The following is a 26,345-nucleotide window of genomic DNA, read 5'->3' as shown; positions in this document are numbered from 1 at the left end:
CGTTCAACTGGACCGAAGAAGAGCCCTAGAGTCTGCGAGCGCTACTGCAGCAGTGTCTTGTCATCAAGCGCGGCACCCTTGATTTTGCCGAACTCGGCCAGAAGGTCTGCTGGAGTGAGCTTGGACTTTTCTGCTTCTGAAACGTCCAAGATGATCCGACCCTCGTGCATCATGATCAGCCTGTTGCCGACCTCCAATGCCTGGACCATATTGTGCGTCACCATCAGTGTGGTCAGTCCCTGTTCCTCGACGACCTTCTTGGTCAGTCGAGTCACCAGTTCTGCCCGTTGCGGATCCAGGGCCGCGGTGTGCTCGTCCAGGAGCAGAATCTTCGGCTGAGAGAACGTGGCCATCAGCAGACTCAGGGCCTGCCGCTGCCCCCCGGACAGGAGACCGACCTTGGTTTTCAACCGGTCCTCAAGACCGAGCTCGAGCACTTTCAGTGCCTCAGCGAAGCGTTCCCTCTTGGCTCGGGTCACACCGAGCCCGAGCCCACGTCGCCGTCCGCGTTTATCCGCCAGGGAGAGGTTCTCCTCAATGGTGAGGTTAGGGCTGGTGCCTGCCATCGGGTCTTGGAAGACCCGACCCACTTGCGCGGCGCGCTGGTGCTCTTTCAGTTTGGAGACGTCGCGGCCGTCGAGTGAGACCACGCCCTGGTCCTGGCTGATGCGTCCAGCAACAGTGTTGAGGACAGTGGACTTGCCAGCACCGTTGGAACCGATCACGGTGACGAAGTCCCCAGGCGAAAGCGTGAGGCTGACGTCGACGAGTGCTTTGCGTTCGTTGACGGTGCCGGGGAAGAAGGTCTTTGAGACATGTGTGACGTTGAGCATGGCTCAGCTGACCTTCTTTCCGTCGATGTTCGCGTCTTTGGTCAACGTGGCCTCAGCTGCCGCGTGGAGTGCGGAACGTCCACGCCTGCGTCGGGCGGAGAACTTACGGAACCCGTCCCACTGGGGAAGCAGCAGGGCGGCGATGACCAGAATTGCGGACATCAGCTTCATGTCATTGGGGTTCAGTCCCGCGTTGAGTGCGAGCTGAATCGCCAGACGGTAGATGACAGCGCCGAGGACAACGGCCATGGTGGCTTGAATGACCACCCGGGTACCGAAGATTGCTTGGCCGACGATGACCGAGGCCAGACCGACCAGGATCAGACCGATGCCCATACCAATGTCAGCGAAACCTTGATGCTGGGCCACCACGGCACCGGCGAGTCCCACCAGACCATTAGAGAGCATGAGTCCGGTGATCTTCATACGGTCAGTGGAGACGGCGAACGAACGGATCATCTGTTCATTGTCACCGGTGGCCTGCAGGGCCAGTCCAGCATCAGTGTGTAGGAACCAGTCGAGGATGATCTTGAACACCAAAGCCACAGCTACCAGGACCAGGACTGATGTCCAGCCGCTGCCTGCGAACTGCCGCAACAGGGAGATCGTGGTGTCCTCCCCCAGCAATGGGATGTTTGCACCACCCATGATGCGGAGGTTGATCGAGTAGAGCCCGATCATGGTCAGGATGCCTGCCAGCAGACCGTTGATATTGCCCTTGGTGTGCAGCAAGCCGGTGATCAGACCGGCTAGAGCGCCGACCACGAAGGCGGCGCCGGTGGCAAGGAAGGGGTTGACCCCGTTGACTATGAGGATGGCCGCAGTCGCAGCCCCCGAGGTGAACGAACCGTCGACCGTCAGGTCCGGAAAGTTCAGGATCCGGAAGGTGAGGTAGACCCCGAGGGCTACGATCGCGTAGATCAGGCCTAATTCAAGCGCTGTGATCATTCGTCTTCGTCGTCATCCTCGCCGGCGTCAGCTGGGTCCTCAGCTTCGACGTCTTCGCCGACCACAACGTCAGCGCGGTCCAGGACGTCCTCCGGGAGCTCCACGTTCATGGCTTCAGCGGCGTCCGGGTTGACGGTCAGTTCAAGCTCCGTCTGCGTCTCCACTGCCATGGATGCCGGGTCCTCTCCGTCGACGAGAATGCGGATCGCCATCTCCCCGGCCTGGTATCCCAGCTGCTGATAGTCAATGCCGTAGGTAGCAACGGCGCCGCGGACAACGGAATCTGCTTCTGCCGCGATGATTGGGACGTCGTTCTGCTGGCCATACTGGATGACAGCTTCCAGGGCTGAGACCACAGCGTTGTCGGTCGGGACGTAGATCGCATCCACATCGAGTGATTCCACACCCTGCTGCACCTCTGAGGAGGCGGAAATGGTGGCCTCTTGAACCTCGAGGCCAAGTTCTTCTGCGGCCTCCTGGAGCATCTCGACCTGGACCTGAGAGTTCGTCTCCCCCGAGGAGTAGACCACACCGACAGTTTCAGCATCGGGCAGGATCTCCTGGAGCAGTTCCAGCTGCTCCGAGACGGGGTTCATGTCCGAGGCGCCGGTGATATTGCCGCCGGGCTCTTCCCATGAGTCGACCAGTCCAGCTTCCTCAGGGTCGGTGACCGAAGAGAAAACGATCGGAACATCGGTAATCTGCTGGGCTGCCGCCTGTGAAGTGGGGGTCGCGATGGCATGCACCAGGTCCAGATCGGCGGTGGCGAATGTGCCAGCGATGTTCGAAGCCGTAGCCTGCTCGCCCTGTGCGTTCTGCTCGTCCCACTCCACATCGATGCCAGCGTCGTCAAAGGCGCTCTTGAATCCGTCCCTTGCTGAGTCCAGGGCGGGGTGGGAGACGATCTGGGTGATACCGATGGAGTAGCTCTCCGCGGCGTCTCCACCGTTACCTTCTCCATTGCTGGCGTCATCGCCGTTGCCGTCGGCATTGCAGGCTGTCAGCAGCAGGGCCGCGGTGGCCGCAGCGGCAGCTGCGCGCAGCGCTAGGGTGTTGGTCATAATGGTCTCCTCCTCGAGACTGGGTGGGGTGGTGCGTTGAGTGGTGATGCGTAGTGCTGAATCAGTGGACTTTTTGCTTGTCTGTGAGCCGGAGCTCTTCGCGTTCTTCATCGTCCTGCAGGTTTACGCCCTGTAGGTTCTTCGGGACCATGGAGACGGCGATGAAGGACATCACCGCAAGGCCACCGATGTAGACCCCGATCAGCCAGGACTGGCCGGTGGTGTCCAGTATCGCCTGAGCGATCGTAGCAGCGAATGCACCGCCGATGATCGAGCCCAGTGCGTACCCGATAGAGACTCCCGAGAACCGGATCGAGACGGGGAACATCTCAGCGTAGAGAGCCGACTGTGGACCATAGGATGGGCCGAGCCCGATGGTGAGAATGAAGATCGCCAGGGCGAACAGCGGCAACGATGCGGTGTCCAGTAGGAACCACATAGGCACAGCCCAGACAATGATGATGGCGTAGCCGATCTGGAATGTCCGCACCCGTCCGATGCGGTCGGAGATCCACCCTCCGAACATGGTGAAGATGAACCAGCCGACGCCGCCGATCAGCGACGCGATCAGTGTCTCCGTGCGTGACATGCCGAGTTCGGAGGCACCATAGGCGGCGAAGAATGCGATCACCAGGTAGCCGGCGGCGTTGTTGGCTGCGAAGATCAGCGCGGCCAGGAATGTGTACTTCTTATGCGTGGTCACCAGTTCCTTCAGTGGAGCGGAGGATTCCTTCTTGCGCTCCTTCATTTCCTTGAAGACCGGGGACTCCTCGACCTTCCACCGGATGAAGAAGGCGACGAGGATCAGTACGAAGGAGAACAGGAACGGCACACGCCAGCCCCATTCCAGGAACTGCTCTTCAGTGAGCACGGCATTGAGCCCGAACATGAATCCGGTGGCCAGCAGCATGCCCAGTGGGACGCCGATCTGCGGGAACATGCCGAAGAGACCACGCTTATGACGAGGGGCGTGCTCCACAGCCAGGAGGGCTGCGCCTCCCCATTCGCCTCCGGCGGAGAGACCCTGGACGATTCGCAGCACGACCAGCAGGATCGGGGCAGCAAGTCCCCAGGCGGCGTAGGTCGGGAGCAAACCGATGAGGACAGTTGCGCCTCCCATGCCTGTGAGCGTGATGAACAGAACGAGTTTGCGCCCGAACTGGTCGCCGAGCCAGCCGGCCAGGACTGCACCTAAGGGACGGAAGAGGAAGGAAATGCCGACCGATGCCCATGCGACGATCTGAGCGAGCGTGTCAGATTCCTCGCCGAGGGGCTCAAAGTAGAGCACAGCAAGGACAAATCCGGCCGCCTGCGCGTAGATGAAGAAGTCGTACCACTCGATCGTGGTACCCACCAGGGTTCCGGCGAGGACTCTTTTCTCCTCGCGGGTCACACTGTGGCCCTCTTTGCTGAGATAGGCCTGTTGGGTCATCATGCCTCCGTTGGAGCCTGTTGGTGCGGGATGCGCGTGACTCGAATGCTGATTCACAACACCAGTTGGTCATGTGATTCAAGTCACTGGCGAAAACTGTAGCAGACTTACCGACCAATCGGTAGGTAAATGCATTTGCTGCTGATACTTTGGTGGTGATTCAGCACATTAGAGACCCAGTTGGGGGCTTTTTGACCATGAACTCGATGCCGACGGCCTATTTCACCGCCTTGGGAAATGGCCACTATCGTGCGACTCAGGCGACTGCTGGCGCGTGGGATCCCCGGCAGCAGCACATCGCTCCGCCTATGGGGCTCATGACGCATGTTCTCCAGCGGCATCGCGGTGCAGATCATGCGCTGAGCATCACGAGGCTGAGCTTCGACATCTATGGCACCGTGCCGATTGGTGAAGTGGAGGTCTCCGTTGATACGCCCCGGGCTGGACGCACCATTGAGCTGAGCGAGGTCACCATGACCCACGCTGACCGGACCATCGCGGTGCTGCGGGCCTGGTCGCTGATGGACTCCCCCACGGAGGATATTGAGCACATTCCACAGGAGAACTTTCCCGGCCTGGAGGAGCTTGAGCCCTGGGACGCAGCCAAGGTCTGGCCCGGTGAGTTCATCGCCTCACTCGAAGGGCGTCGTCGTTTCCTGGGTCCCGGCAGAGCCCAGGCGTGGCTGCGCACGGGACTACCCCTGGTCGACGGCGAGCGCAGCAGTGACTTTGCCCGCTATGTGGGGCTGATCGACGTAGCCAACGGGCTCGCTTCCACTTTGGACCCCCAAACCACCGTCTACCCCAATGTGGATTCGACCGTTTCTTTCTTCCGCCAACCCCGGGGCGAATGGGTGGGGCTTGATGTCACCGCCTCGACCGGTCCCCGCGGTGTGGGTCTGACGCACAGCTTTCTGCACGATTCTAATGGCCCGGTGGGAGTATTGACGCAGTCCCTGACCATTCGGCGTATGCCTTCGGCATCCTGATCCGGCAACACACATGAAGAAATAGGCACTGATGACCGCTCCGCTGAAGAACACCTCCGTCTCCCCCGTGGTGCATGACCTGATCGCGGCGCTGGGCTCCAAGGTCTCCACCGAGCCTGAGCTCTTGGATTCTAGGGCACATGACCGGTCTTACCACTCCTGGGAGCAGCCGTTGGCTGTGGTGCAGGCAACAAGTACGCACGATGTCTCCCAGGCGCTGCGCATCTGTCACCAGCACCACACACCGGTGGTTCCGCGCGGTTCAGGCACGGGGTTGGAAGGGGGTTCCAACACCACCGCTGGGAGCATCTGCTTGGACGTTTCGGCCATGAATCGGATTCTGAATGTTGCTGCCGATGATCTCTACGCCAACGTGGAGGCAGGGGTGATGAAGTCTGAGCTCAATGACGCGCTGAAGGAGCACCACCTGCAGTTCGCGGCCGGCCCTGGGGTTGACGCGAGTGTGGGTGGGATGGCGGCGACATCGGCCAGTGGCACCACTGCTGTGCACTACGGAACGCTGAAGGAGAACGTCCTGGCGCTGACGGTGGTGCTGGCTGACGGTTCGATCATCAGGACTGGCTCCACTACCAAGAAGAGCTCTTCCGGTTATGACCTCACGCATCTGTTCGTGGGCTCTGAGGGCACCTTGGGAGTGATCACTGAGGTGACTCTCACTCTGCATCCGATTCCGGAGGCTGCGCGGATGGGCGTCTGGTCACTGCCGTCGTTGCAGCAGGCGGTTGACCTGGTGGTCAAGGCTCTCCGGTCTTCCCTCCGTGTGACCCGCGTGGAGCTGCTGGATCGGGTCACTGTTGACGCGCTGGCCCGGTACACCGGCTACAGCGCGCCGGTCAGTGAAACTCTCATGGTGGAGTTCGTCGGAGGCCCCTCGGAGGTGGAAAGCCAGTATGCCCGTTTCGCGGAGCTGGCTGAGCAGTACGACGCCGCCGAGCACGCCTCCACTACGGACCCTGGGGAAGCTGGCAGGCTGTGGCAGGCACGCCATGATGCGCTGCCGGCGGCTTTGGCGCTCATCCCTGGGTCAGCGCCATTGACCACCGATGTGTGCGTGCCGATCTCAAAGCTGCCCGAGTGCATCCTCGCCACCAAGGAGGACCTTAATTCCACCGGGCTGGTCGCGCCGATTGTGGGCCATGTGGGTGACGGCAACTTTCACCTGGCGATCCTGCTGCCGCCAGGTGACGCGGAAGCTGAGTCGAAGGCGCATCAGCTGAATGCGCGGTTGTTGGACCGGGCCTTGGCTGTTGGTGGTACCTGCACCGGCGAGCACGGGGTGGGGATCGGCAAGGTGGGTGCGATGGCTAAGGAACATGAATCCGCTCTGGAGACAATGCGCAGCATCAAGGCGTCATTGGACCCGCGCGGCATTTTGAACGCTGGGAAGGTGCTGGCCTTGGGCGGCAGCTGAGGTGATCTCGGCCGCTGCGGCGTCGGCATCGGTCAATGATCGGGCGGATCCTCGGGTGTCGCCGCCGGCTTCGGCTGCAATAGCTGTCCCCCACTGGACGGAGGACAGTTGCAGCCCTAGGACGTAGATCTGGCCTGCAGTTCTGTCGGCGTGGATCAGGCGGTGCGGTTGTGCGGTGACGTTGAAGCCTCGGTGCACATGGGCTTGGCCTCCGGACTCGATCACTGCTGGGGTGGCAAGGCCTTGAGCGAGCATTCCCCGCACTAAGGGCGACTTCGCCTGGCTGACGCGGTTCGGCGGCATCATGGCCTCGATCATGTGCTCAGCGGTGTAACGGGCACCGTGAACTGCGGCGGAGTCAGCGATGAAGGCTCCCTGGGTGGTGTCGACCCCGTAGACCGGTTCTGGGCCCAAGAACTCCACGATGCCGGCTCGTGCAAGTGCGGCCACTTCCTCGATCCTTTGCAGTGGGGGGCCGGATGCGAGCCCTTCCACCAGTGGCTCGAACCAGCCTTCAACATCACGCAGGAGTGAACTCTGCCGGATGCTCTGCTCTGCGACCAGCTTTTTGATCTCAAGCCGGGCGGCATGGAGGGCGTTGGTGGCCATCTTCTCCGGCGAGCCGGTCCCTGCTGCGGAGGAGGCGGCGTCGTCTTCAAGCCACTGGATCAGTGTGTGTTGGTATTCCTGAGGGGAGGCCCAGCTCTGGTGCTGAAAAGGTTTGGCGAAGGCAATGACGTCGAAAACTCCGGATCCGCCGTACTGGGTATATGTCTCTTGGACATCCTGCTCGATCAGTGGCCAGAGGTGGGTGGTGAAGTCCAGCTGATGGTGGTTGGTGATGAGCGTGTTGATCGCCTGCGGGGTCAGGTGCTGTAGGCGGATCCCCCCTGGGACGAACCCTGGTGCGAGTGTCTTTGCCCGGTAGGGGGTGCCACGCCGGGAACCTGCGATCAGGTGTGGTTCTTTTCCGGAGGGTTCGTAGGTGTAGCGCTGCCCCGGGGCCGGATCCTGGTTCAGTCGGAACTGCCCTCCACGTCCAGCGGTCACCTGGATCATCAGGTCAAAGAAGTTCAGTCCGAGTCCGCGGACCAACACGTTCTCACCTGGTCCAAACAGCCGGTAGTCCACCGTGGTCGGGATGGCAGGTCCTTGGTAGTGCAGGCCATGCTGTTCGGCTTCCGCGGCGAGGTGGGCCGGGCCTGCGGCAAGGTCGGCCTCTAAGTGTCCGATGGCCAGAACCACGGCATCGGCAGTGCGCCCGGCGTGGGCGGTTTCGACCAGATATTGGTCGTTGTGCGGCACCAGGCCGGTCACTTCCTCCGCGATGTGCTCAACCGATACCCCGCGGCCGCGCAAGTGCGCTGAGGCCTCTTTGTTGAGCCAGGCCAGGTACGTGCCGTATTGGCTGCGGGTCGGGTAGGAGGCGGCGTCGTCATCGAAACCAGCTGAGGCGCAGAATTCCAGGAAGCTGATGGAACACGACGACGCCGGCAGGCTCCGCCGGGTGCCCCCGGAGGGCGCTGCGGTGGGGAAAGACGCGGGAGTATTCATGAGGTACAGCGGTGACTGCTGGGGGGCCCATACCCGGCCGGAGCCGTGGGGCGCGGGGTCGAACACGAGGACCCTGAGCTTGCGCCGCTGCCCGGGGCTGCAACGCTCCACATGGGCCAGGAGACGTTCGAGGAATGAGGTGCCCCGTGGTCCCGCTCCTACCACCGCGATCACGTACTCGTGCTGATTACTCACTGACTCCACATTACCGGGTGCTGCTGGAGCGGCTACTTTTGCTCTGCGTGGACTTGGCCGCTAACCTAGGGAGTCGCGTCATGAGCGAACTTCGCACCTGACGCGCCCAGGAGGCGTGCCGGAGCGGCCGAACGGACTTCACTGCTAATGAAGGATCCCCTTAACCGGGGATCGGGGGTTCAAATCCCCCCGCCTCCGCCACACATTGACCCCGTCTGACAAGGGCATATGCCCCCAGGCGGGGTCACTTTTTTGCCCATGATCCTGCCTCCGCGATACCGCGCGGGCCTTAGCGGGCCACCGAACAACGTCGTGCATATCCAGCTCGGTTCACCCACTAGCATGATGGGGTGTATGAGAAGACGCCTCCGAAGGTCTCCGGGTTACTCTCTATGAGTGACGGGCAAGGCATTTACTGGGAGGAGTCCGGCTCACCAGACGGCATACCGCTCCTGTATCTGCACGGCGGGCCAGGAGCCGGCTTAGGAACGCGTGGATACGTCACCAAGGCAGATCCCGACCGTTTTCGCATCATCGGTCTTGACCAGCGAGGGTGCGGAAGGTCGGTCCCACTCGCAGCCGATCCACAGCACAATCTGGAAGCCAACACCACGTCTCGACTCATTGCTGATCTTGAGGAGCTCCGGACACATTGTGGAATCGACAAGTGGGTGCTCAACGGCGTCTCGTGGGGATCTACCCTTGCGATGGCATATGCCCAGTCTCATCCGGCCCGAATCCTCGGCATAGTCGCCATGGCGGTCACCACCACTTCACGCGCTGAAATCGACTGGATCACCGAAGGCGTGGGGGCTATCTACCCCGAGGAGTGGGACCTGTTTGCCGGCCATGCCGAGCAGGCGGGTATCGGTTACCGGCGCGGAACCACACGGCTTGTGGAGGCGTACCGGCAGCTCATGCGGCATCCCGACTGGGACCTCCGCGATGCGGCGTCTTTGGCATGGGCACGCTGGGAGGACGCTCACATTTCTCTCGGGTCGAGTGGCTCACGGCGTGATTCACGATGGAACGACGAGGATTACCGTCATCACTTCGTCACGCTGACGACTCACTATTGGGCTCATGACGGATTTTGTGACCCGGCGCTTCTGGAGCGGATGGATCGACTCCGTGATATCCCTGGCGTCCTGATCCATGGACGCCTTGACGTCAGCGCACCGTTAGTCACCGCGTGGCAGGCACACAGGCGTTGGGCCCGCAGTCGACTCGTTGTTGACGAAGCACAAGGACATGGCGGACGGTCCATGGTGGAGGCGTGGCTGCACGCCAACGACGAACTAGCCTCGCGGCTGGCGAGCGGAACGCCCTGACGAGATCACTGTCCCCGGTCCGCGGTCCGGGTCTAGGCTGAGTCGTATGCACATCACGGTTCTCGGTGCCACAGGCACTATCGGTTCGCGTATCGCAGATGAACTTGAAGCGCGTGGTCATGACGTTGTGCGGGCCAGTCGCGGCACTGGGGTCGACGCCCACGATGCCAGCAGCCTCCTAAAAGCGTTTAAGGGAGCCAACATTGTGGTCGATTGCCTCAATACTGAGGCTATGGGGAGGAAGAAGGCTCGCGAGTTCTTCGTAGGCACAGCACGCAATGTCTCGGCTGGGGCTGAAAGGGCTGGCGTGAGCCGGGTGGTGTGTGTCTCGATCGCCGGTGCGGCAGACCCGAAGGTGCATCGGTGGTTTGGTTACTATCGGGGAAAAGCGGCCCAGGAACAGACATACCGGCAATCAGCTGTGCCCACCACCCTGGTGCGCTCGACCCAGTGGTTCGAACTCATGGAGAACCTCGCGAGGCAGACAACTATAGGGCCCTTGACGGTGCTGCCCACCATGGCCATTGCAGCACTAGCTGCAGGCCGCGCGGCCGGAATCATCGCTGACGAGATTGAGAAGGGGCGCGAAGATTCTCAGGAGCGTACCCTCACCATCCGTGGGCCAGAGCAGTCCACGGCCCTGCGAGACTGCCAAAAAATCTTGGCAGAGAGGGGCGAGATCGCTGGGCGGCGCCCGCGCGTCATGATCCAGATGCCCTACTTTGGACTGTCGATAGCCCGTGGAGGGCTAATCCCGGAACAGGGCATCGCTGACGACCTCACGTTGGAACGGTGGCTACTCGAATTGCCGTAGGCTACGTTTTCCCGGCCCCTCATGCCGCCGTCGCGCTTACGGGTAACACCGGCCACACAAGGTCGGTCTGGGCGGCACTGGCAAGCTCTTCCTCGTATGCACAAATGACAACGCTGGGGTGGTCGACCTACGTGCGGTGAATGCAGCAACCACGGGCTGTCCTCGCCACGGCGACCTCCGCCGCGGAATGCTCTCAGGCTCGTAGTGGCGTCTACTTCGATCTCGGGGACTCCGTGGTGCGTCTGCGCTGACCGGGCGAGTGTTTCGCCGGCTTCAGCCAGGTCCACGTCCTCAGCGAGATGGGCGTCAAAACCGGGCGCATCGAGCTCTCTGATGAAAACACCGTTTCCGGTCAGGCGGGGTTTGCCCTAAGTACCTTCTTCTGCCCACTGGAGCGCTGCGACTTCTTCTCCGTGTGCGAAGACTCTGGTCTCCGCGTCAGGAAGGACTTTCTCGCCCAGCAGGGTCATTTTCTCAATCCAACTCGCATCCGTGACTACGGCCAACCTGGTGAACTGGTTGAAATTTGCGATGTTCGTTAGCGAGAATTTGATGTCTTCTAGTACCGCGCCGGCAGTCATGGTGTCCAGGTCGATGAAGTTGGCATAGAGGGCGAGCTGGTCGTGACGGCGCAGTGCGTCCTCTACTGCTGATGTGACTGTCTCCCACTCCTCCTTGTTGACTTTTCCGCTCACTCGAACTGCGAGGACGTGATCTGGTGACTGAATGATTTCGATCATCACTGCGCTCCTTCCCAAACGTGTAGGGCACCTCTTCACACCTTGAGTGCCAACAGCCCTTCGACGACTTCAACCAGGTCGTTCCCCTGCACGTCGGCGGGCCGGAAGACATCTCCGGGTCGGCCCTCGAGGCGTGAGCACCATCCGGCGAGGGCGCCCGCTCGCTTAGCGCCGTGGCAGTCCCAAGCGTGGACTGCGACTAGGGCCATACGGTCGAGCTCACAGTTCAGAGCTTTCGCGGTGTGGTGGTACACCTCCGGAGCAGGTTTCCACACACCTACGTCAGCTGAAGTCACTACGTGGTCAACATAGCGCGCCAAGCCCGCTCTGCTCAGGAACGAGCGCGTTTTCTCCGGCTCCCCGACGGTCAGGCAACCCACAGTGATCCCGGCTTCACTAAGTTTCCGCAGCGCAGGAGCGGCATCTGCGAATGCCGGAACTTCGCCGAAGCCTTGCAAGACGTAGTCGATGTCCTCGTCAGACATCGCATACTTCGTCTCGGTGCTCAGTGACTGGCGCGCCGTTGCGTTGAAGTCCGCGGAGTCACCGGCAAGGGTCAGCGCCATCGCGTCGCGCTGGACCCGCATAAAGATAGGGCCCCAACACGTCGGCGGGCTGTCCGACCTTCTCGAGCCGCTCCCCGATTGGATTGAGATCAAGCAGTGTCTCCAGGACGTTGAAAGCAACTGCACCCACGCGGCCAGTCATGCGGAACTCCTTTGTTCTCGGTGACATGCGGTTTGTGAGATTGCGGTGATTGGACGCTTTCTTCAGGATGGCGATCGCTTCTTCTTGGCTGCACCGGTTCTGCCCTATGATGATGCCCGCAGCCAAGTCGATTGTGGTCCGCGATTCCATCGCTGTCCGGCGGTCTCGGCAAGAGAGGGGATCGGCACCGCTATCCCCAGGACGGTGGAGGCAACATCTGCGTAGCGCTGTGCTGAGACGGCGTCGTCCTCTACGAATTCCCCGGGTTCGACTGTGTAGAAGTTCATAGCTGCACTGGCGGTGTCGTGGAGTTCCACGGGTACGGCGAAGATGCTGCGCAGCCCATGTTGGCGGACATTGTCCATGTACCGGGGCCAGCGTTTCTCGTAGCGGACGTCGGGGTCCCGGATCACCGTATTGGTTCTCTGCTCACTGAGGCAGGGCCCCTCATCAAAGCCACAGTCGGCTACCCCACTCCGGGGGAAAAGGGGGCCGGTCGAGTCCTGGGCGATGTGCTGAGGGTCTTGGAACCACTGGGAGAGCCTGCAGATTTCGAGTTCGACCCCTGATGCCCCCGCTGCGCACCAGTTGCAGGCAACGCCCAACTCTTCCCGAACAATCCTCGAACAGGATTTGCCAGCCCAGACTCGGGTGCTCAGCGTCACCACGGCAGGGGATCTGCCGCTGATGGCGGGCGGATGGCGCATGGACGTGGAGCGTAACGTTTGTCCTGTCAGGGAGGCACACACCCTCCTCCCAGTGTCTGCGGAATACACAGATGAGTTCATTCGTTTTCTCGAGGGACAACCAGGGCGGGACTGTGCGAGGTGGCACGAAGCTGGCGCGCTCCTCGTTCTGCCCTTCGGATCACCGCCAACCCGGTGAGGGAAAACGGCGGGAGAGCTCCGTTGCGGAGAAGCGAGTTCCTGCCGCACCGGCACCCCTTTGGGCTAGCGGAAGGAAGCGAGGTCTCGCCACGATGAGCGCCCCAGCACCACCTGATATTTCACTCAGTCACCGCTTCGCGCAGGAGTTTCCGGAGCTGTCGATCCCGTGGTCGGCCGAAGAGGCCACCGCCCCCCGGCTGGTCGTGCTCAACAAAACGCTGGCTCGTCACCTGGGGATGGACCCCGCGCACTTGAAGAGCCCCGATGGCGTCCGCCTGTTGCTCGGCAACCGGCTGCCCCCCGGCGCGACGCCGGTAGCTCAGGGGTACTCAGGCCACCAATTCGGCTCATACTCCCCGCGCCTGGGCGACGGCCGCGCGCTGCTGTTGGGCGAACACACCGACGCCGAAGGCCAGCTGCGCGATATACACCTCAAAGGATCCGGACGGACACCCTTTGCCCGCGGCGGCGCCGACGGCCAAGCTGCACTCGGCCCGATGCTGCGCGAATACGTCATCAGCGAGGCCATGCACGCCCTCGGCATTCCTACGTCTCGATCTCTCGCGGTCCTTGCCACCGGGCAATCTGTGCAGCGCGAAAAGCCGTTACCAGGTGCGGTGCTTACCCGGATGGCCACGAGTCACCTGCGCGTAGGCAGTTTCCAGTACGCCCACGCCGCTGGTGGCAACGAGCTGATCCGCCGACTGGCCGATCATGCTATCGCCCGGCACTATCCGGAGGCTGCGACTGCTGAGAACCCGCATCTGGCACTGTTCGCATCGATGGTTTCTGCTCAGGCCCAGGTGGTCGCTCAGTGGATGCTTATCGGCTTCGTGCACGGGGTGATGAACACTGACAACATGGCCATCTCCGGCGAGACCATCGACTACGGTCCCTGCGCGTTCATGGACACCTTCGACCCCGCTGCGGTCTACAGCTCCATTGATCAGGGCGGCCGCTACGCTTACCGGAATCAGCCCGCGATCGCCGAATGGAACCTCGCCCGTTTTGCCGAGACTATGCTTCCGCTGTTCGACGACGACGTCGAGCAGGCTGTCACCCTGGCACAGGAGGCCCTAGGCGCCTTCCGCCCCGAGTACGGCAAAGCCTGGTTACGCGGCATGAAGAACAAGCTCGGGCTGCCCCAGGACCTAGACGACGAGGTCAGTTCACCGGTGATCAATGATCTGCTGACGCTGCTGCAGGAGCATTCGGTCGACTACACTTCCTTCTTCCGGGCACTGAACCACGCTGCCCGCGGTGACGCTGAGCCGGTGCGGACGAAGTCCGGAAGTCCGGAGGCATTTGACGCCTGGCTAGATGGCTGGCGCAGCCTAGGACCGAGCGCGGAGCAGATGGGCCGGGCAAACCCCGCCTACATTCCGCGAAACCACCTCGTGGAGGAAGCCCTCCAGGCGGCCACAGAGGGCGACATCGCACCCTTCTACCGGCTTCTGGAGGCCGTGACGGAACCCTTCCACGAGCGCGAAGGCTTCGCACAATATGCATCTGCCGCGCCAGTGAGCTATGGTCCCTACCGGACCTACTGCGGGACGTGAGAGCCAGCCGTCGCGTCGGGTCTGAGCCACACGGTAAGGTCTAGTTCGTGAGCACCGCCCTGTACCGCCGTTACCGTCCTGATACCTTCACCGACGTCATCGGGCAGGAGCATGTCACAGCTCCGCTGGTCACCGCCCTCGGCAAAGATGCGGTCTCACACGCGTATCTGTTCTCCGGCCCTCGCGGCTGCGGTAAGACCACTTCCGCGCGAATTCTGGCACGCTGCCTGAACTGTGCTGAAGGTCCTACCGGCCAGCCCTGCGGAGAGTGTGAATCCTGCCGAGACCTGGCCTCCGGAGGCCCCGGTTCGCTTGATGTCATTGAGATTGACGCCGCCTCCCACGGCGGTGTTGACGACGCCCGCGACCTGCGCGAACGCGCCACGTTCGCACCCGTCCGTGACCGCTACAAGATCTTCATCATCGATGAGGCTCATATGGTCACAGCCGCCGGCTTCAATGCGCTCCTGAAGATCGTGGAAGAGCCGCCTGAGCACATCAAATTCATCTTCGCCACCACCGAGCCTGACAAGGTCATCGGCACCATCCGTTCGCGGACGCACCACTACCCCTTCCGGCTCGTTCCGCCCGAACCTCTCTTGGAATACCTGGAGCGGCTCTGCATCGCCGAAAACGTGGACGTTGCCCCCGGGGTGCTGCAACTGGTGCTGCGGGCCGGTGGCGGATCCGTCCGTGACACTCTCAGCGTGCTCGACCAGCTCATAGCCGGTGCCGAATCCCGAGGTTTGGACTATGACAGGGCTGTCGCACTGCTGGGGTTCACCCACGCCGCTCTGCTGGATCAGGTAGTGGACGCCGTCTCCGCCCTCGACGGAGCACAGGCGTTCCAAGTGGTAGACCGAGTCGTACAGTCAGGACAAGATCCACGCCGCTTCGTTGAGGACCTGTTGGAACGGCTACGGGACCTGATCATCGTGAAATCTGTCCCCGAATCACCCCAGGCCATCCTCCGCGGAGTTCCAGAAGACCAGATCCGCATTATGCAGAATCAGGTCGGCCATATCGGAGCAGCAGAACTCACCAGGGCAGCGGACATCACCGCCACGGCCCTGACTGAAATGGTCGGCGCCACCAGCCCCAGACTGCACCTAGAGCTGCTCATGGCACGTCTGCTCCTGCCACACGCGGAATCCGGCCAGGCCAGCATCGCCGCCCGGCTGGAACGTTTGGAACGCCGCATGGACTTCACCACTGGCGCTGGCACAACGCCGCCTGGGGAGGCACCCGCAGGCGCACAGCCGGCAGAAACAACGACGCCGCCCACCACACCTGAGACCCAGCAGCCCAAGCCAAGATCGGCAGAAGCACCTCAACATCAGGCGGCTGCGCCCAGCAGCGCGCCTACTGCTCAGAGTCAGCCAGAGCCCCGCGCACCTGCAGCAAACCCTGAGCTTGCTCGTCGAGACCAGCCAACCTCCGAGCCTTCGGCCCCCGCGGCCTCCGAACACACCGAACGTATGCAGCAGGCCTGGCCTGACGTCGTTGAAGCTATGAAGTCGCGCTCCCGTGTGCTGTGGATGCTGGTCAAGGGAAACGTGCAGGTCACCGGGTTCGACGGAAAGACCTTGGCGCTGTCCTTCAGCAATGATGGGGCGCGGAACACCTTCACCAACCGTGGCGGGGAGCAGGCCCTCACTGACGCCGTCCAGGAAGTCGTGGGTATCAACGTTCGCTTCACTCTCGGTGGACAGCCGGCACAGCCGCAGGGCCGGACCCACCCACCCGGCGGTGGCGCTCCCCCAAAAGCTGAGGGCCGGACTGAAGCTTCAGCTCCGGCCAAGGCAACACCCGAACCCGCACCCACAACCGCAGAGCCTCCCGAAGCGTCACCCGAATCCGCGGAGTCCGCCAAGGCGACACGTGAACCTCCAGCGCCTTCGCACACCGCACCCGAAAGCAGTTCGCGTCGACCGCGCCCAGCGGTGCACGAGGCTGAAGCCGACTTCACACCAACACCGCCTGATGACGGGTGGGTGCCACCCCTTGAAGAGCCACCGGACCTGCCGCCGCCGGAATCGGGCTACGGCTCTCTCTCCCCCAACTCCGCGCAGGGACAAACAGAGGCTCCTCAGCAGGATGCACCTTCTTCCCGACGTGTCCCAGAGAAGCCGGTCGTCCCTGCCTTCGCAAGGCGAGCAAACCGGGCTCAGGCGCCACGCTCCGGACCTCAGGGCAGCAGCAATGGGGCAAGCCCAGCATCAGCGGCAGCGCCCAACGGCACCGGGGCCGAAATCCGCAACAGGCTTGCATCCCGCCAATCGGGGGGATCGTGGACTCCTACCGCAGAACGTCCAGAAGATCTCTATGACACTTCGCCCCCTCCAGACTGGGCCGAGGTCCAACCACCGTCGGCGGATCTTGAAGAGGTCGCCAGTGAAGACGACGCAGAGCTGGAACATTCAGGAGTGTTCGGGCGCAAAGCAATCGAGAGGATCCTCGACGGGGTGCTCATTGAAGAGGGCCGGCTCGATGAGCCGTAGACTAGGCGATTGTGTATGAAGGCGCAGTCCAAGACCTGATCGACGAGCTCGGTCGTCTCCCCGGAATCGGTCCAAAATCGGCTCAGAGGGTGGCTTTTCACATCCTGGAGGCAGATTCTGACGATATGCGGCGATTGGCGGAGGCCATCCGCACCGTCAAAGACAAGGTCCAGTTCTGCGAAGTCTGCTTCAACGTCTCCGAAGAGTCGCGTTGCCGGATCTGCCAGGACACTAAGCGCGATGATTCACTGCTGTGTGTCGTCGAAGAATCCAAAGACGTCATGGCCATCGAACGAACGCGCAGCTTCCGCGGCCGTTACCACGTGCTCGGTGGGGCGATTAACCCCATCGCTGGAGTAGGGCCTGACCAACTGCACATACGGCAACTGCTGAACCGTCTCTCCGATGAGACCATTCAGGAAGTCATCATCGCCACCGACCCTAATCTCGAAGGTGAGGCCACAGCTACCTATCTGGTGAGGATGCTTGGGTCCCTAGGTATCCGCATCACCAGATTGGCGTCTGGTCTACCCGTCGGTGGAGACCTCGAGTATGCCGATGACGTCACTCTTGGTCGGGCCTTCGAGGGACGCACCTCAGTCGGCTGACCTCTGATTGTCAGCGACAACATGCCACTCTCAGCACCAAATGCTGCGCGACGCTGAATGGTTACCGACTTGTGATCTACACTATCCGATTCTATTTTCCTGCGGATTTTCCCCGGGCGCGCTGGCTAACGTTCACGCGGATCTAGAGCCATAGCTGGAATTGCAGAAGCCAATTCAGAAAACTCGCCACGCCCCGAAATGCGTGCCCACTGGCTCCCATTCGTTTTGTAAAACCTTGGTAAATCCTTAGCGTAGGGGTAGATGTTGCCTGGATGCAGTCGTAGGATTGTCTACAACCGTATGGTTGTCGAGGGCACCCTCTCGCACACACGACACGAGGAAACAGAGGTACCAACAGATGAGCTTCAAGACTTCCACGATGCGCGCCGGAGCACTCTCCGCTGCCGCGCTGCTGGTTCTGACCGCATGCGGCGACAATGGTGACGAGAACGGCGAAGAGCCGGATGACGCCAATGGTGCAGCCGAAGAGAACGGCGATGCCGACGCCGGTGAAGACAATGGAGCAGAGGATGATGCGGACGCCGGTGGCGGCGGTGAGGCACTGACCATCTCCCTCTTCGGCGAAGAGCCATACTCCTGGATCGATGAAGAAACAGGTGAACCTACCGGAGCCACGATCGCAGTCGCTGAGGAGATCTTCGGCGAGCGTATGGGTTATGACGTCCAGATCGAGGAAGAGCCCAACTGGGACAACCTCATTCCCGGGCTGGGTGCCGGGCACTGGGACGTGGTCTCAGCTGGGATGTCGATCAACTCAGACCGTTGCGCTGAGGCTGCTTTCGGCGAACCTGAACTGGTCTACACCACAGCCTTCCTCGTGGAGGAAGGAAACCCTGCCGGCGTTGAGACCTTCGAAGATCTTCTTGACGCCGACCTAGACGTCGTCGCACTCAGCGGCGCAGTTGAGTCCGGTTGGATGAACGACGTTGGCGTGGACCACGACACGGTGGACAGTGCCGCCGACGGCGTTGACTTCGTTGAGGGTGGACGCGCAGATGTCTTCGCCCTGACGGCAATCTCGCTCGAGGCTATGGCTGGCGACATTGACGGCCTAGAGGTCACCGATTCCTTCGCCCACGAACTCTCCGTGGGAGCTCACGCATTCCGCCTTGACGAGCAGGACTTGGTGGACGAGTTCAATGAGCACCTGGCAGAGCTGATGGACTCCGGGGAGTACCTGGACCTCGTGAGTGAATTCGGTTTCACCGAAGATGAGATGCCGCCTAGCGGCCTGACCGCCCAGGAACTCTGTGAAGAAGACCCGGAAGAACTGACTGAGCAGTACCTTGACGACTGATAGTTGAGTCGCCCATTGGTTGCGGCCGGCGCCTACGGGCACCGGCCGCAACCTCTGTCACCACACCGCTGACTGAGGGGAAAACCTATGGAGTTCTTCGAAGACTGGCCGAGGTACTTCGAAGTCGCGATCAATTGGTCCGACCGACTGCTCGCCGGGCTGTGGACGACCGTCCAGCTGACCCTATTCGGAGGTATCCTCGCCTTCGTGATCGCCATCACGCTGGGGCTCCTTGCCGGCAGCCCGAATGGTTGGCTGAGAATTCCGGCCCGAATCCTGATCGAATTTTTCCGCGGGATCTCGCTGGTGGTTCTGCTCTTCTGGCTGATGTTCGTGCTCCCGCAGATCTGGATGCGCAACCCAGACCTCCCCTTCCGGGATCTGGTCTACAACACTTTTCTGCTTGGCGTGATCGCACTCGGGCTGAACTACGGCGCCTATGGGGCCGAGGCCGTGCGCGCATCGCTCACCACAGTGGCCTCCGGACAGTGGGAGGCCACCACCGCATTATCGATGTCCTGGCCGCACAAGATGCGTCGAGTGATCTTTCCCCAGGCATGGGCCCTGATGCTGCCGTCACTGTCCAACCTCTGGATTCACTTACTCAAGGGCAGCGCGATTGCCTACATCATGCCGTTCGTCAGTGACTTCACGGCCGAGCTCAATCAGCTGCGACGACCAACGGACATCTGGTTCTCTCACGCATTCGTTGGTCTGGTGGTCTACTTCATCCTCGCCCTGATTCTGACCCTGTTTATGCAGGCACTGGAAGCCCGCGCGAAGCACAAACTCGGACGAGGGCCCTCGTTGCGCGAGATCCTCTCCCCCGCCCCCAAAGCCATTCCTACTGAGGCCCCAGCTACGGCGCGAAGCGCTGAACCCAAGAATATGGCCGGCCCCGGCGGCCCATCGAACAGCACGCCGGCAGGAGGTGTCCGGTGATCACCAGCACAATTCACGCTGCTGAGATCGACGATCCCTCGATGGTCGATGAGGAAGAAGTCCGGCAGAGCCCGTTCTGGGACTGGGACTTCGCCTTCGATGCATTCCCCGACATCTTTATGGCTTTCCTCGAGGTCACAATCCTCGTGACGGTTATCGGAACGCTGGTGGCCGCTGTTCTAGGGCTGATCATCGCCATTCTCATCATGGTCCTCCCTAGACCCCTGGCATGGTGTGTTCGTTGGCTCGCCAACTTCATCCGAATGACCCCTATCGTGGTACAGCTGATCTTCGTCTTCTGGGCGTTCGTCTGGATGGACGCTCTGACCATTGGGATCATCGTCTTCGGCGTCCACTACGCGACCTATATGTCTGAGGTCTACCGGGCGGGCATCGAATCGGTGCCCAAAGGCCAGTGGGAGGCCACCACAGCGCTCTCCATGTCAGCCGGACGCACCTGGCGCAAAGTCGTCATCCCACAGGCCCTGCGCTCCACCGTGCCTTCGCTGGGCAACTACGCCATCTCCATGTTCAAAGACACTCCGTTCCTGCTGGTCATCGGCGTGGCCGAGATGGTCACCGTCGCCGGTGAAATAGGTGCACCCGCCTTCCGGTCCACCGAGGTGTACACGATCGCCGGACTACTGTTCCTCGTAGCCAGCTACCCCACCGCTGTTCTCATCAACCGATTGGAGAAGCGCCTTGCCTACGCCCACTGACGCTGCCAGCACCCAACCCGCCGAGGCGGCGTCGTTCTCAGCATCCGATAACCCAGTGATCAAGTTTGTCGACGTCGAAAAGCGCTTCGGCGACAACATCGTCCTCAAAGACCTCAACTTCGAAGTCGCTCAGGGAGAACGAGTGACACTGATCGGCCCCTCCGGGTCAGGCAAGACCACGATCTTGCGGCTGGTGATGACCCTCGAGGAGCTCACCGGCGGGTACATCTACATCGATGGCCAACCCCTGACCCATGAGAACCGGGACGGCAAACGGGTCCCGGTGTCCAAAAAGGACCAGAAAAAGCTGCGCACGCGGATCGGGATGGTCTTCCAGCAGTTCAACCTCTTCCCCAACATGACCGTGTTGCAGAACATCATTGAAGCCCCCATCCATGTGCTGGGCCAGTCCCAGAAGGACGCGATTGCCAAAGCGCACTCCCTCCTGGAACAGGTGGGCCTACCGGACAAAGCTGACGCCCACCCCAGCAGCCTCTCCGGAGGGCAGCAGCAGCGCGTGGCGATTGCACGCGCACTGGCGATGGACCCTGAGATCCTTCTCCTGGATGAGGTCACCTCAGCGCTCGACCCCGAAGTAGTCGACGATGTCCTCAACATCCTGCGCCAAGTCGCTGACACCACCAACGTGACCATGCTCATCGTCACCCATGAGATGGGCTTCGCCAGGGATGTCAGCCATAAGGTGATGATGTTCGACGGCGGCCACGTGGTGGAAGAGGGCCACCCAGACAAAATCTTCACCAACCCTGAACAGGAACGCACCCGGAAGTTCCTCTCCGCGGTGCTTGGGCACTGAACGACGCCGCAACCTGCCACACTTGACCACATAAACTGGTGGCCAGCCCACCAACCAACCTCACCGGGAGTGAGCAAATACCTCTATGAGTCTGATAGTCCAAAAATATGGCGGATCCTCCGTGCAGGACGCCGAATCCATCAAGCGTGTCGCTCGGCGAATAGTCGAGACCAAGAACGCCGGCAACCAGGTCGTCGTCGTTGTCTCAGCCATGGGTGACACCACAGATGACCTTCTAGACCTCGCAGGTGCCATCTCCACCACTCCGCCACTGCGTGAAATGGACATTCTGCTCTCCTCAGGTGAGCGTATGTCCATGGCCCTGCTCGCCATGGCCATCCACGAGCTCGGAGAAACAGCACAATCATTCACTGGCTCACAGGCGGGCATGATCACCGACGCCATCCATGGCAAGGCTCGGATCATCGAGGTCTCGCCACTGCGCGTCCAAGAAGCGGTCGACACCGGCCATGTGGGCATCGTCGCCGGATTCCAGGGAATGAGCCGTGAATCCAAGGACATCACCACTATGGGACGCGGCGGCTCCGACACCACTGCAGTAGCCCTAGCTGCCGCATTGGAAGCCGATGCCTGTGAGATCTACACCGACGTTGATGGTGTCTTCACCGCAGATCCGCGGGTAGTCCCCACAGCCCGGAAGATTGACACAATCTCCAGCGAAGACATGCTGGAGATGGCTGCCGCCGGAACCAAAGTCCTGCACCTGCGCAGTGTGGAGTACGCGCGCCGTTTCGGCGTGAAGCTCCACGTACGGTCCTCCTTTTCCGATAAGGAAGGCACCTGGGTCATCCCAGACGAGTCAGACAAAGTCATCATTAAGGAAGGCGAACCCTTGGAACAGCCCATCATCTCCGGTGTCTCCCACGACGACACTGAAGGCAAGCTGACGATCACCGGGGTGCCCGACGTGCCCGGCAAGGCCGCCGAGATCTTCAATCACATTGCCGAGGCCGGCATCAACATCGACATGATCGTCCAAGACGTCTCCATGGAGACGAAGACCACCAATATCTCCTTCACCCTGCCAGGTGCCGACGGCGACAAAGCTCAGCGCATCCTGCTGGAGCACAAGGATCTCATCGGGTTCCAGAACCTGGACTTTGTCCCACAGGTCGGAAAAGTGTCCTTGGTAGGCGGCGGTATGCGCAACCATCCCGGAGTTTCCGCACGCTTCTTCACTGCCCTGCGGGATGCCGGAATCAACATTGGCCTGATCTCCACCTCAGAGATCCGGGTCTCCGTAATCACAGAGGTAGAGATGCTGAGCAAGGCCGTCCAGGCCATCCACACGGCTTTCGATCTGGACTCCGACGAAGAAGCGAAGGTCTACGCCGGCACGGGACGCTGATAGCGCTTCCAACGACTCAGGGCGGCAGGCTTCCAATGCGGAGGCCTGCCGCCCTGAGTTTTAAGGTGCGAGATGACACCTCTAGTTTAGCGAACTTTCAGCCCCAGTTCAGCTATAGATCGGTTTCGCGCGGGCCACTGGATGTTTCCTGAGACGCATTGGGCGCTCCCCCGGTATCCTGAGCACGCCATGCCCACTACCTCACCGCGCTTGACGTTCCTGACACAGGAAGAGCAGCACAACCATGCAATCCGCCACCATCACGCGGTCAGCCAGTACACCCAAGGCTTCTTAGACCGGCGTCAGGCTGGTAGGAAGCACCCTGTAGAGGATTTCCTCTTCACCTACTACTCCTTCAAACCGGGACAACTAGCACGCTGGCACCCTGGGATCGGCACAGTCCTGCAAGCCGCAGGTGACACTGCCCAGGCCAACTGGCGGTTCTACGAACACGTTGAAGACGGCACAGAGGCCGGTGGGCTGACAGTAGACGTGGACTCATTCAGCACCGAGCGGTCCTCCATCATTGACTTCGCTCGTCGGCTGCTGAGCACAACCTCCGAGCAGCCAGCCCAACTCGGGTGTTTCGGACTGCACGAGTGGGCGATGGTCTACCGCTCCCAGTTACACGGGCAGCGCCATGACCACGTGCCATTGCGCTTGGGAGCCAGGGGCACCGATGAGGTCGTCGAATCCCTCAAGATCACCTGCACCCACTTTGACGCCTTCCGGTTCTACACCCCCTCAGCCGAACCGCTGAACACACTCCAGCCCCGGCGCGATAATCAGGTCACCATGGAGCAGCCCGGCTGCCTGCATGCCAATATGGACCTCTACAAGTGGGCCTACAAGCTCATCCCCGCTGTCAGCAGCGACCTGCTTCTGGACTGCTTCGACCTTGCGTGGCGGATTCGTGAACTGGATATGCGCGCCTCTCCATACGATCTGCAGGACTGGGGATATGACCCAGTACGCATCGAAGAGCCAGCAGGCCGAGCGGAGTACACGCGAGCGCAACGAGGCTTCTCCGAGGAATCACAGGCACTGCGGCGCCGACTGCTCAACGTGCTGGAACGCCTACCCGCTGCCCCTCCTGCCTAAGCGTTGGACAGAACGCGGTGGCACTGATCCAACAGGGACCTCATCTGCTCGGCGTCGTGCCGACCGTTGAAAATATCGGTCCCGTTCTCCAGAGCTTGGCCGGCGGCGAGCGGGCCTGCGTCGACGGCGTCGTAGCCCAATGAGTCGATGAACGCGGCAACGACCTGCTTGGCGTCGTCGTCATCAGCGGCCACGGCCAACGCCCGCCGGCCAGGGGCTCCCGAGGGCTGGGACTCCACCTCCAGCTCGCCATAGCCGATGTGGTTGAGGGTCTTCACCAGTCGTACATCACCGAAGAAGTCAGCGGTCACTTCAGATGTGGAGGCACCAGACTCGAACTCCTCCATCACACCGTCTACCGGAGCCCAGTAGTTCATGGTGTCGATGACCACATGGCCCTGTAGGACATCTGTGTCAATACTGCGGTACTTGTGAAGGGGCACGGCCACGATGATGATGTCGGAACCACGCAGGCCCTCTTTGTCTACGGCCTGGGCGCCGGGAACAATCACCTCCGTCAGCAGTTGGATTTCACTTGCTGGCTTCCCTGTCGCGATGCGCACGGTATGTCCGGCTCGAATCGCTTGCCGACCCACCGCCGTGCCGACTCTCCCGGCGCCCAGAATGCCGATGCTCAGCTGCTGTGTCATGAGGTGCCCCTCCGGTATATGTTTCAAATTTGAAGTATCAATGTTTGCAACACCTTGGGCACTCCACCTCTTCCCAAAATCACCAATTGTGGCCGCTATCACCAGTAGCGCCGTATTTGGAAGTGTGGTTTAGTTTGCTAGCATCCTTGCATGGCAGAGAAAAAGACGCAGTTCAATGTGTATCTCCCCCCGGAGCTAGTGCGCGCCGTCAAACATCGCTGTATCGATGAGGGCACCTCACTGTCCTCTTTTGTCGAGCGGATTCTGGGTGACTACCTGGAGAAGAACGACGCCGCACCCGCTACTACAGAGAAGGAGCCAGAGCAGTGACCACGTCCGCCCATCCATCCTTGACCGTCCAGCCCATCCACTTCACCTCCGACTTTGAGTCCTGGGAGAGGTTCTACCGGCAGCTAGGACTGGAACCAGCCGCATCGGATGGTCGCTTCTTGGACCTGCTGGCAGCCGACTCAGGCATGGTGCTGCTGGAAGAGGTGCCGGCCGGTTCACAGCTCGACGGTGTCAAACTCGTCGAGTTCGCGATCCCCAGTCTCGACGCTTACGCCGAGGCGTTGGATGCGACAGGCACTGCGTATCTGCGGACCGAGCTGGGCTACCGGGAGGCCATCGCACTCGACTTGCCGCAGGGCCGCGTACATGTCTGTGAACTACCCGCGGCAGAGGGCAACAATGAGGTTCATCCGGACCACCTGGCTCTAGGTGCCCTGCTCTTCGGACCGGCGGAAGGCATCCCCACTGGCACCCAGGTGTTGGAGACCCATGGGTTGACACCCCGCATAGCCAGTCAGAACGGAGGGTGGACGGACCTAGTCGCTAACGGCATCTTCGCTTTCCACGATGGGGAACTGCGGCAGGCGACGCATGAGGCAGCGCTGCAACCGGCGATTGAGGTGTTTGGCGAGACCGGAGACATCGACGCTTATCTGGCCCAGCTTGAGGAGCGTGGGGTGAAAGCCACCATTATCGACGAAGCTTACGGCCGGTCTCTGCGCATCATCCAACCGGACGGCACGGAACTCTGGGTCAACGAGACCATGCACGACCTCTACGGATACCGCCGATTGGATCAGTGAACGGCTGCCTGATCCTTGATGATGAGATACAGCAGGTTGGCGGCCTTCGCTTCGGCAGTGGGGTAGAGATCTTGACCAGCGAATCCTTGGTAAATCGCCTCCACCACCCCCTTGAGGCCATCGTTCCGCTCATGCCCGAACAAAGTGTTCTGCGGGAACTGTACCGCCAGCTCATCAATGATTTGGCGTGCTTCGTGATAGGTCAGCTGCCACTTGGGAACGGAACCTTCGGGAGCAAGGAGAGCCCCGTCGTCGTACTGCTGGAGGAGTTGTAGGCTCGGCAAATATTGAGTGACTATGTGCGCTAGGCCCTGGACAACTGAGTCTGCAGACCGTTCCAGAATTTTCACTACCGAACCAAGTTCTTTGAGTCGACGCTCGTTGATCGCGGCACCCTTCACCACGTAGTCGGTGAGCCGTTCTGTCGCCCAGATCCGGAAGCGTGTCGCAGTGCCAGACTTGACCCGGTATCCAACCGAAAGGATCATGTCCAAGTTGTAGTGGGTGACACGTCTCGATACCTCGCGAGCACCTTCCCTCCGAACTAACAAGAAATCCTTGTGAGTTGCCTCCGCCGGGAGTTCCCCCTCATCCACAATGTGCTGAACATGCATACTGATGTTTTGCTGCGTGGTATTGAACAGCTCCGCAATCTGCTGCTGCGTCAGCCAGACGGTTGGGTTGCCCCCGGGAGTAGGTCCACGCGTTATGCGGGCCGCGGTTTCTTCAATGGGTACAGATTT

At 61.1% G+C, this 26,345-nt stretch carries 26 protein-coding genes and 1 tRNA gene; 16 read left to right on the top strand and 11 right to left on the bottom strand.

The window, feature by feature from the left end:
• Nucleotides 1–41: 41 nt before the first annotated feature.
• From FEF26_RS12380 to FEF26_RS12365, 4 genes are all read right to left on the bottom strand, one after another.
• A complete protein-coding gene (locus FEF26_RS12380; protein WP_138253849.1) occupies nt 42–833 on the bottom strand; it encodes an ABC transporter ATP-binding protein in 792 nt (263 codons plus the stop codon).
• A 3-nt stretch (nt 834–836) separates the two neighbouring features.
• Nucleotides 837–1,781 (bottom strand): ABC transporter permease, encoded by a 945-nt coding sequence (locus tag FEF26_RS12375; RefSeq protein WP_138253848.1) that lies wholly within the window; start codon nt 1,779–1,781, stop codon nt 837–839.
• A complete protein-coding gene (locus FEF26_RS12370) occupies nt 1,778–2,842 on the bottom strand; it encodes an ABC transporter substrate-binding protein (RefSeq protein WP_138253847.1) in 1,065 nt (354 codons plus the stop codon). Before FEF26_RS12370 ends, FEF26_RS12375 begins: the two co-directional genes overlap by 4 nt.
• Nucleotides 2,843–2,903: 61 nt before the next feature.
• Nucleotides 2,904–4,274, bottom strand: coding sequence for an MFS transporter (locus FEF26_RS12365; RefSeq protein WP_138253861.1), 1,371 nt, complete (start codon nt 4,272–4,274; stop codon nt 2,904–2,906).
• Between the two features lie 206 nt (nt 4,275–4,480).
• Here FEF26_RS12365 and FEF26_RS12360 point away from each other — a divergent pair, with 206 nt between their 5' ends.
• Together FEF26_RS12360 and FEF26_RS12355 are read left to right on the top strand one after the other, a co-directional pair.
• The gene (locus FEF26_RS12360) at nt 4,481–5,263 is read left to right on the top strand and encodes a thioesterase family protein (RefSeq protein ID WP_138253846.1); all 783 of its coding nucleotides are present in this window, start codon (nt 4,481–4,483) and stop codon (nt 5,261–5,263) included.
• Nucleotides 5,264–5,294: 31 nt separating this feature from the next.
• Nucleotides 5,295–6,695, top strand: a complete 1,401-nt coding sequence (locus FEF26_RS12355) for an FAD-binding oxidoreductase (RefSeq protein WP_138253845.1) — start codon at nt 5,295–5,297, stop codon at nt 6,693–6,695.
• Here FEF26_RS12355 and FEF26_RS12350 read toward each other — a convergent pair.
• Nucleotides 6,636–8,444, bottom strand: coding sequence for an FAD/NAD(P)-binding protein (locus FEF26_RS12350; RefSeq protein WP_166433026.1), 1,809 nt, complete (start codon nt 8,442–8,444; stop codon nt 6,636–6,638). The genes FEF26_RS12355 and FEF26_RS12350 overlap by 60 nt on opposite strands.
• 109 nt (nt 8,445–8,553) lie before the next feature.
• Here FEF26_RS12350 and FEF26_RS12345 point away from each other — a divergent pair.
• The 3 genes from FEF26_RS12345 (at nt 8,554) to FEF26_RS12335 (ending at nt 10,589) form a co-directional block, all read left to right on the top strand.
• Nucleotides 8,554–8,645: transfer RNA gene (locus tag FEF26_RS12345), tRNA-Ser, on the top strand.
• Nucleotides 8,646–8,794: 149 nt separating this feature from the next.
• The gene (locus FEF26_RS12340) at nt 8,795–9,775 is read left to right on the top strand and encodes an alpha/beta fold hydrolase (RefSeq protein WP_243730571.1); all 981 of its coding nucleotides are present in this window, start codon (nt 8,795–8,797) and stop codon (nt 9,773–9,775) included.
• A 46-nt stretch (nt 9,776–9,821) separates the two neighbouring features.
• Nucleotides 9,822–10,589 (top strand): SDR family oxidoreductase, encoded by a 768-nt coding sequence (locus FEF26_RS12335; RefSeq protein ID WP_138253843.1) that lies wholly within the window; start codon nt 9,822–9,824, stop codon nt 10,587–10,589.
• Nucleotides 10,590–10,957: 368 nt separating this feature from the next.
• On the opposite strand, the gene FEF26_RS12330 is transcribed toward FEF26_RS12335, so the two are convergent.
• The 4 genes from FEF26_RS12330 to FEF26_RS12315 are packed head-to-tail and all read right to left on the bottom strand — an operon-like array spanning nt 10,958 to nt 12,744.
• Nucleotides 10,958–11,329, bottom strand: a complete 372-nt coding sequence (locus FEF26_RS12330; protein WP_138253842.1) for a SpoIIAA family protein — start codon at nt 11,327–11,329, stop codon at nt 10,958–10,960.
• Between the two features lie 35 nt (nt 11,330–11,364).
• Entirely contained in the window at nt 11,365–11,916 is a 552-nt protein-coding gene (locus FEF26_RS12325; RefSeq protein WP_243730570.1) for an HAD-IA family hydrolase, read from the bottom strand.
• Nucleotides 11,873–12,187 carry an ANTAR domain-containing protein gene (locus tag FEF26_RS16400; RefSeq protein WP_424991742.1) on the bottom strand — a complete coding sequence of 105 codons (315 nt, stop codon included), beginning with the start codon at nt 12,185–12,187 and terminating at the stop codon, nt 11,873–11,875. The genes FEF26_RS12325 and FEF26_RS16400 overlap by 44 nt, the downstream gene beginning before the upstream one ends.
• The gene (locus FEF26_RS12315) at nt 12,142–12,744 is read right to left on the bottom strand and encodes a GAF domain-containing protein (protein ID WP_138253841.1); all 603 of its coding nucleotides are present in this window, start codon (nt 12,742–12,744) and stop codon (nt 12,142–12,144) included. The genes FEF26_RS16400 and FEF26_RS12315 overlap by 46 nt, the downstream gene beginning before the upstream one ends.
• Before the next feature lie 272 nt (nt 12,745–13,016).
• On the opposite strand from FEF26_RS12315, the gene FEF26_RS12310 reads away from it, so the two are divergent.
• From FEF26_RS12310 to FEF26_RS12270, 9 genes are all read left to right on the top strand, one after another.
• Entirely contained in the window at nt 13,017–14,483 is a 1,467-nt protein-coding gene (locus FEF26_RS12310; RefSeq protein WP_138253840.1) for a protein adenylyltransferase SelO, read from the top strand.
• A gap of 47 nt (nt 14,484–14,530) precedes the next feature.
• Nucleotides 14,531–16,984, top strand: coding sequence for a DNA polymerase III subunit gamma and tau (locus FEF26_RS12305; RefSeq protein WP_138253839.1), 2,454 nt, complete (start codon nt 14,531–14,533; stop codon nt 16,982–16,984).
• 11 nt (nt 16,985–16,995) lie between these two features.
• Nucleotides 16,996–17,592 carry a recombination mediator RecR gene (gene recR / locus FEF26_RS12300; RefSeq protein ID WP_138253838.1) on the top strand — a complete coding sequence of 199 codons (597 nt, stop codon included), beginning with the start codon at nt 16,996–16,998 and terminating at the stop codon, nt 17,590–17,592.
• 358 nt (nt 17,593–17,950) lie between these two features.
• A complete protein-coding gene (locus FEF26_RS12295; RefSeq protein ID WP_138253837.1) occupies nt 17,951–18,910 on the top strand; it encodes a transporter substrate-binding domain-containing protein in 960 nt (319 codons plus the stop codon).
• An 87-nt stretch (nt 18,911–18,997) separates the two neighbouring features.
• Nucleotides 18,998–19,852, top strand: coding sequence for an amino acid ABC transporter permease (locus FEF26_RS12290; protein WP_138253836.1), 855 nt, complete (start codon nt 18,998–19,000; stop codon nt 19,850–19,852).
• Between the two features lie 41 nt (nt 19,853–19,893).
• Nucleotides 19,894–20,571, top strand: coding sequence for an ectoine/hydroxyectoine ABC transporter permease subunit EhuD (gene ehuD, locus FEF26_RS12285; protein ID WP_138253859.1), 678 nt, complete (start codon nt 19,894–19,896; stop codon nt 20,569–20,571).
• Nucleotides 20,555–21,388 (top strand): ectoine/hydroxyectoine ABC transporter ATP-binding protein EhuA, encoded by an 834-nt coding sequence (ehuA, locus tag FEF26_RS12280; RefSeq protein WP_138253835.1) that lies wholly within the window; start codon nt 20,555–20,557, stop codon nt 21,386–21,388. The genes ehuD and ehuA overlap by 17 nt, the downstream gene beginning before the upstream one ends.
• Nucleotides 21,389–21,473: 85 nt before the next feature.
• Nucleotides 21,474–22,757 carry an aspartate kinase gene (locus tag FEF26_RS12275; RefSeq protein WP_138253834.1) on the top strand — a complete coding sequence of 428 codons (1,284 nt, stop codon included), beginning with the start codon at nt 21,474–21,476 and terminating at the stop codon, nt 22,755–22,757.
• A 189-nt stretch (nt 22,758–22,946) separates the two neighbouring features.
• On the top strand, nt 22,947–23,858 hold the full coding sequence (locus tag FEF26_RS12270; RefSeq protein WP_243730569.1) for a 3-methyladenine DNA glycosylase: 912 nt from the start codon (nt 22,947–22,949) through the stop codon (nt 23,856–23,858).
• Here FEF26_RS12270 and FEF26_RS12265 read toward each other — a convergent pair.
• On the bottom strand, nt 23,855–24,508 hold the full coding sequence (locus FEF26_RS12265) for an NADPH-dependent F420 reductase (RefSeq protein WP_138253833.1): 654 nt from the start codon (nt 24,506–24,508) through the stop codon (nt 23,855–23,857). The two genes, FEF26_RS12270 and FEF26_RS12265, sit on opposite strands and share 4 nt — an antisense overlap.
• A 150-nt stretch (nt 24,509–24,658) precedes the next feature.
• Between FEF26_RS12265 and FEF26_RS12260 the strand changes: the two genes are divergently transcribed.
• Complete coding sequence (locus tag FEF26_RS12260; protein ID WP_138253832.1) at nt 24,659–24,838, top strand: ribbon-helix-helix domain-containing protein; 180 nt, start codon at nt 24,659–24,661, stop codon at nt 24,836–24,838.
• Nucleotides 24,835–25,602 carry a VOC family protein gene (locus FEF26_RS12255; protein WP_138253831.1) on the top strand — a complete coding sequence of 256 codons (768 nt, stop codon included), beginning with the start codon at nt 24,835–24,837 and terminating at the stop codon, nt 25,600–25,602. The genes FEF26_RS12260 and FEF26_RS12255 overlap by 4 nt, the downstream gene beginning before the upstream one ends.
• On the opposite strand, the gene rhuM is transcribed toward FEF26_RS12255, so the two are convergent.
• Nucleotides 25,596–26,345 (bottom strand): RhuM family protein (rhuM, locus tag FEF26_RS12250; RefSeq protein WP_138253830.1); only part of this gene is annotated, 750 nt, incomplete at its 5' end. The genes FEF26_RS12255 and rhuM overlap by 7 nt on opposite strands.

The sequence above is a fragment of the Nesterenkonia salmonea genome (assembly GCF_005771525.1).
GTDB lineage: Bacteria > Actinomycetota > Actinomycetes > Actinomycetales > Micrococcaceae > Nesterenkonia > Nesterenkonia salmonea.
This window is presented reverse-complemented; position numbering and strand designations above follow the sequence as displayed.

Bases quoted from the DNA above. Each gene is read 5' to 3' on its own strand.
- FEF26_RS12270 (WP_243730569.1), top strand. From the start codon at position 22,947: ATGCCCACTACCTCACCGCGCTTGACGTTCCTGACACAGGAAGAGCAG.
- FEF26_RS12260 (WP_138253832.1), top strand. From the start codon at position 24,659: ATGGCAGAGAAAAAGACGCAGTTCAATGTGTATCTCCCCCCGGAGCTA.
- FEF26_RS12335 (WP_138253843.1), top strand. From the start codon at position 9,822: ATGCACATCACGGTTCTCGGTGCCACAGGCACTATCGGTTCGCGTATC.
- FEF26_RS12290 (WP_138253836.1), top strand. From the start codon at position 18,998: ATGGAGTTCTTCGAAGACTGGCCGAGGTACTTCGAAGTCGCGATCAAT.
- FEF26_RS12315 (WP_138253841.1), bottom strand. From the start codon at position 12,744: ATGCGCCATCCGCCCGCCATCAGCGGCAGATCCCCTGCCGTGGTGACG.
- FEF26_RS12275 (WP_138253834.1), top strand. From the start codon at position 21,474: ATGAGTCTGATAGTCCAAAAATATGGCGGATCCTCCGTGCAGGACGCC.
- FEF26_RS12360 (WP_138253846.1), top strand. From the start codon at position 4,481: ATGCCGACGGCCTATTTCACCGCCTTGGGAAATGGCCACTATCGTGCG.
- FEF26_RS12310 (WP_138253840.1), top strand. From the start codon at position 13,017: ATGAGCGCCCCAGCACCACCTGATATTTCACTCAGTCACCGCTTCGCG.
- FEF26_RS12295 (WP_138253837.1), top strand. From the start codon at position 17,951: ATGAGCTTCAAGACTTCCACGATGCGCGCCGGAGCACTCTCCGCTGCC.
- FEF26_RS12370 (WP_138253847.1), bottom strand. From the start codon at position 2,842: ATGACCAACACCCTAGCGCTGCGCGCAGCTGCCGCTGCGGCCACCGCG.
- FEF26_RS16400 (WP_424991742.1), bottom strand. From the start codon at position 12,187: ATGGAATCGCGGACCACAATCGACTTGGCTGCGGGCATCATCATAGGG.
- FEF26_RS12325 (WP_243730570.1), bottom strand. From the start codon at position 11,916: ATGCGGGTCCAGCGCGACGCGATGGCGCTGACCCTTGCCGGTGACTCC.
- FEF26_RS12380 (WP_138253849.1), bottom strand. From the start codon at position 833: ATGCTCAACGTCACACATGTCTCAAAGACCTTCTTCCCCGGCACCGTC.
- FEF26_RS12265 (WP_138253833.1), bottom strand. From the start codon at position 24,508: ATGACACAGCAGCTGAGCATCGGCATTCTGGGCGCCGGGAGAGTCGGC.
- ehuD (WP_138253859.1), top strand. From the start codon at position 19,894: ATGGTCGATGAGGAAGAAGTCCGGCAGAGCCCGTTCTGGGACTGGGAC.
- FEF26_RS12365 (WP_138253861.1), bottom strand. From the start codon at position 4,274: ATGACCCAACAGGCCTATCTCAGCAAAGAGGGCCACAGTGTGACCCGC.
- FEF26_RS12355 (WP_138253845.1), top strand. From the start codon at position 5,295: ATGACCGCTCCGCTGAAGAACACCTCCGTCTCCCCCGTGGTGCATGAC.
- FEF26_RS12330 (WP_138253842.1), bottom strand. From the start codon at position 11,329: ATGATCGAAATCATTCAGTCACCAGATCACGTCCTCGCAGTTCGAGTG.
- FEF26_RS12375 (WP_138253848.1), bottom strand. From the start codon at position 1,781: ATGATCACAGCGCTTGAATTAGGCCTGATCTACGCGATCGTAGCCCTC.